Origin of the sequence: Microbacterium sp. HMWF026, assembly GCF_003061325.1 — a bacterium.
In the GTDB taxonomy this organism is placed as follows: domain Bacteria; phylum Actinomycetota; class Actinomycetes; order Actinomycetales; family Microbacteriaceae; genus Microbacterium; species Microbacterium testaceum_E.
Window position 1 is genome coordinate 2,443 of record NZ_QAJB01000289.1, and the last position, 5,924, is coordinate 8,366.

12 protein-coding genes are annotated in these 5,924 nt (G+C 70.7%); 3 read left to right on the forward strand and 9 right to left on the reverse strand.

The features are described 5' to 3' along the window. Positions 1-9: 9 nt before the first annotated feature. The 6 genes from DBR36_RS17760 to DBR36_RS11120 all read right to left on the reverse strand — a co-directional run bounded on the left by DBR36_RS17760 (position 10) and on the right by DBR36_RS11120 (position 2,402). Positions 10-183, reverse strand: coding sequence for a hypothetical protein (locus DBR36_RS17760; protein WP_165801271.1), 174 nt, complete (start codon positions 181-183; stop codon positions 10-12). Positions 184-266: 83 nt separating this feature from the next. After that, complete coding sequence (locus DBR36_RS11100) at positions 267-716, reverse strand: hypothetical protein (protein ID WP_108319367.1); 450 nt, start codon at positions 714-716, stop codon at positions 267-269. A gap of 79 nt (positions 717-795) precedes the next feature. Then, complete coding sequence (locus DBR36_RS11105) at positions 796-1,113, reverse strand: hypothetical protein (RefSeq protein WP_108319369.1); 318 nt, start codon at positions 1,111-1,113, stop codon at positions 796-798. A gap of 120 nt (positions 1,114-1,233) precedes the next feature. After that, a complete protein-coding gene (locus DBR36_RS11110; RefSeq protein WP_258222750.1) occupies positions 1,234-1,587 on the reverse strand; it encodes a hypothetical protein in 354 nt (117 codons plus the stop codon). A 69-nt stretch (positions 1,588-1,656) separates the two neighbouring features. Further along, positions 1,657-1,836 carry a hypothetical protein gene (locus tag DBR36_RS11115; protein WP_108319373.1) on the reverse strand — a complete coding sequence of 60 codons (180 nt, stop codon included), beginning with the start codon at positions 1,834-1,836 and terminating at the stop codon, positions 1,657-1,659. After that, entirely contained in the window at positions 1,833-2,402 is a 570-nt protein-coding gene (locus DBR36_RS11120; RefSeq protein ID WP_108319376.1) for a MarR family winged helix-turn-helix transcriptional regulator, read from the reverse strand. Before DBR36_RS11120 ends, DBR36_RS11115 begins: the two co-directional genes overlap by 4 nt. A gap of 115 nt (positions 2,403-2,517) precedes the next feature. Between DBR36_RS11120 and DBR36_RS11125 the strand changes: the two genes are divergently transcribed. The 3 genes from DBR36_RS11125 (at position 2,518) to DBR36_RS17765 (ending at position 3,549) form a co-directional block, all read left to right on the forward strand. Further along, complete coding sequence (locus DBR36_RS11125) at positions 2,518-2,898, forward strand: hypothetical protein (protein WP_108319378.1); 381 nt, start codon at positions 2,518-2,520, stop codon at positions 2,896-2,898. Position 2,899: 1 nt separating this feature from the next. Then, positions 2,900-3,229, forward strand: a complete 330-nt coding sequence (locus DBR36_RS11130; RefSeq protein WP_108319380.1) for a hypothetical protein — start codon at positions 2,900-2,902, stop codon at positions 3,227-3,229. Positions 3,230-3,399: 170 nt separating this feature from the next. Then, complete coding sequence (locus tag DBR36_RS17765) at positions 3,400-3,549, forward strand: hypothetical protein (protein ID WP_165801253.1); 150 nt, start codon at positions 3,400-3,402, stop codon at positions 3,547-3,549. Positions 3,550-3,602: 53 nt separating this feature from the next. On the opposite strand, the gene DBR36_RS11135 is transcribed toward DBR36_RS17765, so the two are convergent. From DBR36_RS11135 to DBR36_RS11145, 3 genes are all read right to left on the reverse strand, one after another. Next, on the reverse strand, positions 3,603-4,673 hold the full coding sequence (locus tag DBR36_RS11135) for a spore photoproduct lyase family protein (RefSeq protein ID WP_108319382.1): 1,071 nt from the start codon (positions 4,671-4,673) through the stop codon (positions 3,603-3,605). 9 nt (positions 4,674-4,682) lie between these two features. Then, positions 4,683-5,507, reverse strand: coding sequence for a DNA-formamidopyrimidine glycosylase family protein (locus DBR36_RS11140; RefSeq protein WP_108319384.1), 825 nt, complete (start codon positions 5,505-5,507; stop codon positions 4,683-4,685). A gap of 2 nt (positions 5,508-5,509) precedes the next feature. Beyond that, on the reverse strand, positions 5,510-5,924 hold a 415-nt coding region (locus DBR36_RS11145; RefSeq protein ID WP_375136075.1), incomplete at its 5' end, for a phytoene desaturase family protein.

The window sequence follows — 5,924 nt, forward strand, 5'->3', positions numbered from 1 at the left end:
CGCGCGGCGTCACTCGTCGCCGATGACACCGATTCCGGTGGCCTGGTGGTCGGCGTTCGGGTCGTCCTTGGACGGGGCCTTGGCTTCTTCGTCGACGTCGTTCTCCTGGCTGGGCTTGACCGTGGGGTCGTCGCCGAGGTCCGCCGACTCGTCGGGGGTCGTGTCGTCGCGCTGATCGCTCATGATGTTCCTCTCGTTGCGGGGATCCCAGCCTCGCAACGACCGCCCTCAGCCCGTACCGGCTTGACCGGCCGCGCCCATCGGGCCTAGTGGTGGAACAGGGCGCGGACGCGGCGGGTGAACGGCATCCGCAGCATGACCTCACGCCCGTCGACGTCGACCGCGACGATCGAGCCGCCCAGCCCGCGGCCGGGGGCGGGCGCCGCGTCGCCGCGGACGTACGCCTCGGCCACGTCGACGTAGACGGCGAGAAGTTGCGCGCTCTGATCCTTGGACGAGGACGCGTCGACGAGCTGCATGCGGTGGCCCGTGTCGGTCTCGACCGAGAACCACCGCGAGCCGGGCGTCGACACCAACGCCCACCGGTCACCGCGCGAGAACCGCGCCCAGGCCGCACCGTCTCGCAGCTCGGTCGTCACCGCCAGATCCGCCTGAGCGATGACGAGGACCTCGAGCATGGCGAGCGCTTCGGCGGCCGTGACGTAGTCGGCGCGGTCGGCGCTGAGCCCGCCCCACTCGAATCTGCGCTCGCTCATCCCGCCGCCTCCTCGCCACGCACGTCAGGGATGAGCGTAACCCCGTCACGGACGGCGCGGGCGGTTGCGCGGTTCGCGCTCAGGCGGGACGCAGGCTGTCGTCGGGGTGGAGACTGCGCAGCGGCACCGATCCGTCGACGATCGCCCGCAACGCCCGGGGGCTGACCTCGAGCTCGGCCGAGAGGGTCTCGATCCCGGTTCCGGACGACACCGCCGCCCGCAGCGCCGATTCGGCTTCTCGGGTGGCCTGGTCGACCTCGCTCGCGGAACTGCGGACGAAGGCGGCGAGGCGGGTCCTAGCGAGCCGGATCCACGCACGCTGGCGCTCTCTCGGGTCGAGAGACTCGGTGGGCGCGACGGGGGCGGGTGCGAGGGCACCGTGGCGATCGGGCGTCATGACTCTCCACTCCGGGCGTTCGACGCCCGCGCGGATCGCGGGCGTCACCCCATGCTGAGGGAGGGCGGGGACGAACACATCCTCCGAGAGGATGAACTCGGATGAACGTCGGGTGACGTCTCAGGCCCGGGTCGGCTGGTCGAAGTCCCAGTCGATCGGCTCGCCGTCGGCATCCCGATCCGGCTCCACGGCGCGCAGGTGCGGGCGCGGGAACAGGCGGTGGCTCTTCAGCTCCTCGGCGGCGCGCGAGAAGTCCGGTTCCTCGTCGTTCCATTCGACCGGGGAGGACAGCACGTCGTTGCCGACGCCGATGACGAGCTCCGCCTGGGCGACCTTCTTCTCGTCGGTGACGATCGGGATGTGCACGGCCTCGGCCTGCCCCTCTTTCGCCACCGCGGCGGTCAGCTCGACGAGCGACTGCGCGACGTCGTCGGTGGTCGTCACGGTTTCACCGGCATAGGTCACGCTTCTCATGGTCCGAGCTTGCGCGACGATTACCGCCGATCCACGCGGGTTGCCCTGACGCGCCGGGTGGGGTACGACTCAGTCCCGTCGCTGCGCGCTGCGGAACATCGCCTCGTCGAGTTCGAACCAGATCGCACGCACCGTGTCGAATTCCCCGAAGGGTTCGGGCTGGGGATCGCCGAGCGAGAGGCGGTAGCCGCGAGGCAGGTCGTCCACGTGCTGTCCGTCGCGCGGGCCGCCGACGAGCACGTAGATCACGGGGACTCGATCTGCGGGGTCTCGTTCGCGGACGGTTCGACCGCGACACCGTCGACGGCGTCGCTCATGCGGTGCAGGAAGGCCACCACGGCGGCCGACTCGTCGGGCGTCATGTCGATGACGGCCGCGAGCATGCGATCGTGCATGTTGCCTAGGGTCTGACGCACCTCGGCATCGGCGCGCGGCGTCGACTCGATGAAGATGCTCCGACGATCGTCGGGGTTGGCGCTGCGCACGATGTGACCGGACCGCTCGAGACGATCGAGGATGGCCGTGGTCGACGCGGTCGACAACCCGAGATACCGGGTGAGCTCGCCCGGGCGGACACGCCTCGACTTGTCGCGCAGCAGGTAGCGCAGGACGAGCAGCTCGTTCTCGCCCATCGACATCGAGTCGCGGGTGCGACGCCGCATGGCGACCTCGGCCGCGCGATAGATGCGCAGTGCCTCGAGGACGGCCTTGCTGCGACGCCGACGGTCGGCGGGCTCGTCGCCGTACCAGTACGTGACCTCGTCGTCCGGCGCCGTGGTGGCGGGTTCGCGGGACGTGGTTTCGACGTCTGTCATGGCACACTCCTCCCCGCTCGTCCCGCAACTATACAACGAAACAAATAGTTAGACAAACTAGTTACTAAACGAGTATGTTCTACACGCAGCTAATCGCTTCCGAAGGGAGTTCCCCATGGGCCACCTGTTCTACGGCACGTCTACCGAGTCGATCACCATCCCCGACCGCCTGCTCTCCCACCTCAAGGTGGTCGCGACCACCAAGCTCCGTCGCTCCGAGAGCTTCACCCTCAGCTGGACGCACGTCGACGGCACCCCCGGTCGTTCCACCCTGTGGCTGCAGCCCGCGATCCCGCTGCGCTTCGTCTTCGACTCCGCCGAGCCCGAGTCGCTGAACGCCACCGCGCTGAAGAACATGGCCGACATGGCCAACTCCTCCGCGGGACTCGTCGTCGACCTGACCGCCGAGATCCCCGCCGCCGACGCGGCGCCGCGCACCCCGGTCCGCGCCGCCGCCCCGGCCGCCCGCCGTCGCTCGCTCTCGGTCGCCGCCTGACATGTCCTCCGCCACCACCGCCCTCACCTCTGCCCGCGTGACGTGGGCCGCAGTCGACACCGGCTACTGGGTCGCCCACCGCGGCGGCGAATACTTCGGGTGCGTCGACGCCGTCGCCGGCGGGTTCGTGTCGCGCGATGCCCACGGCATCCCGATCGGCCGCTACGACGCTCTCGACACGGCCAAGTCGTCCCTGCGCACCACGGCGCATCCCGCGAACACGCGGCACCGGGCTCGCCTCGAGCGCGCCGCGCTCGTGACCGCCACCGCCGTCGGGGGGACGGCCCTGGCCTTCGCCCTGACCGCCGGCGCCCTGGCGCCCTACCTGTGAACGGCACCGCCGAGGGCGATCTGCGCGACGACGCCGACGCCTTCGAAGAGGCCGCGACCGCCGACTTCACCGCCCGGTACGGGGTCACCCCGCTCTGACCGCGCGTCGACCCCCTGGACACGGCCGGCGAGCCGTGTCACGGTCGCAGTCCACTCGACGAAGGGAACCCCATGACCCCGCACGACGGCCGCGCAGACGACGCCCCGGACCAGGACGCGAACGGCGCGGGCAGCGAATCGCCCGAAGAGGGTGCCGCCGCTCAGCGCGACGCGGACGACGCCGCATCGACGGACGACTCCCCCACCGGCGACATCAGCTGACCGACGACCCCGGGTGCCTCACGGCCCCGGGGTCGATCGCTGTCCGGGCGCATTCAGAACGCATAGCGCACCCGGCAGTACGGCAGCTTCTCGGCGATGAGCGCGGTGAGCGCGGCCACACTCTCGGCCTTGAGGGGATGCCGGTACCGAACGTTGACCGCCCCGTTCTGCGACCTCTTCTCTTCTTGCATCGCGGGGGTCCAGAGCAGATCCTCGCCCTTGGGGTGCCACCCCAGGTTGACCTCGTGCAACCCCTCGTTGTGCGTGAGGAAGATGACCTCGCACGCGAGCTGCGCCTTCGCCCGCGGGTGCAGGGCGGCGTCGAGCTGATCGAACAACTCGGACCAGTCGCGCACCCACGTCGGGGTGAGGATCACGGGCGAGAAGTTGACGTGCACCTCGTACCCGGCGTCGACGAAGTCGTTGATGGCCGCGATGCGCTCGGCCATCGGCGAGGTGCGCAGGTCGGTCACGCGCGCGGTGTCGGCCGGCATGAGCGAGAAGCGGATGCGGGTGCGCCCCGCCGGATCCCAGTCGAGCAGATCGCGGTTGACGAATTTCGTCGCGAACGACGCCTTGGCGGTGGGGAGCATGCGGAACAGGTCGCACACGTCGCGCACGTTCTCGCTGATCATCGCGTCGACCGAGCAGTCGCCGTTCTCGCCGATGTCGTAGACCCACGCCTCGGGGTCGCACTGGTTGGGTTCGGTCTTGGGGCCCCGCGCAGCAACGTGACGGGCGAGATGCCGAGTGATCTGCTCGATGTTGGCGAAGACCGTGATGGGGTTGCTGTACCCCTTGCGTCGGGGCACGTAGCAGTACGCGCACGCCATGGCGCAGCCGTTCGACAGCGAGGGGGCGATGAAGTCGGCGGAGCGGCCGTTGACCCGCGTCGTCACGCTCTTCTTGACGCCCAGCACCAACGCCTCGGTCTTGATCCGCACCCAGCGGGCGACGTTCGTCTCGTCGCCGTGCACCTCGGGGATCTGCCAGTGCGAGGCGATCGGGACGATCCGGGCCTCGGGCCACCGCGCCACGATCTCGCGCCCGCGCTCGAGGTCGAGCGCGGCGTCCTCGGCGTAGATGCGGGTGACGCGCAGCAGGTTCTCTCGGTGGACGGCCATCGTCCCGTTCTACTCCGGGGGTCCGACATCGGCGCCGGACGGCGAGGGCTGGCACCGCGGACACCACCACGTCCGCCGCTGCTCCGGGTCGTTCGCGACCTCGTCGCGCACCCGCACCCGGGTGCCGCAGCGCAGACACGGTCGGCCGGCGCGCCCCACGACCCAGTGCGACGAACCGCGGCGACGGTCGCCGGTCGTGACCTGGTACATCCCCGGCACGGTGGCCGACAGACGCAGGCACCGCGCGGCGAGCGTCACCAGCGCGTGCAGGTCGGTCGCCCCGATGGGAGCGAACGGGTGGATGCCGCGCAGGAAGGCGAGCTCGTTGACCCACAGGTTGCCGAGGCCCGCCATCCGCGTCTGATCCAGGAGCGCGGCGACGACGGGTCGATCGGGACGCCGCGACAGGCGCCGCACCGCCTCGTCGGCATCCCAGTCATCCCGCAGCGGATCGGGACCGAGATACCCCACGGCGTCTATTTCGCGCGCCGTGGGCACGAGCTCGACCACGGGCAGGTCGATGCCCCACACCTCGCGCCCGTCTGCCAGTCGCATCCGCACACGGGCCTGATCGCGGACCGCCGTCGGCAGGCGCCGCCCCGCCCGCGTAATCGTCCAGCTGCCCTGCATGCGCAGGTGCGTGTGCAGGGTGCGACCGTCGTCGAAGCGGGTCAGTAGGTGCTTGCCGTGCGTGTCGTACGCGGAGATCGTCACCCCGGCGAGAGAGCGGCCGGCGGCGGTGCCGGAGCGCACCTCGCCGTCGACCACGAGGGAACCGCGGGTAGCGGCATCCAATCTGCGTCGCAGACGGAAGACGCTGTCACCCTCGGGCACCGTCAGCGCGCCGCGGTGAAGAGCTGGTCGTCGCGGGGAGCCAGCCCCGGGCGCAGGCGCGTGCCGAACTCGTGTCGCAGGGCGCTCAGGGCGGCCTGCCACCCCGCGAGGCCGTGCACTCCGGGACCGGGGCTCGCCGACGAGGAGCAGAGGTAGACACCGCGCATCGGTGTGCGCCACGGGTCGGGACTGTAGACGGGCCGGCCGAGCAGCTGGGTGAGCGTGGGCGCACCGGCCGAGATGTCTCCGCCGGGGAAGTTGGGGTTCCACGCCGCGATGTCGACGGCCGTGCGCGAGGACGACGCCAGCACCGTGTCGCGGAACCCGGGGGCGAAGCGCTCGATCTGGCGGACCACCGCCTCTTCGCGATCGGCGGGACTGCCCGCGGGCACGTGCGTGTAGGCCCAGAGCACGTGC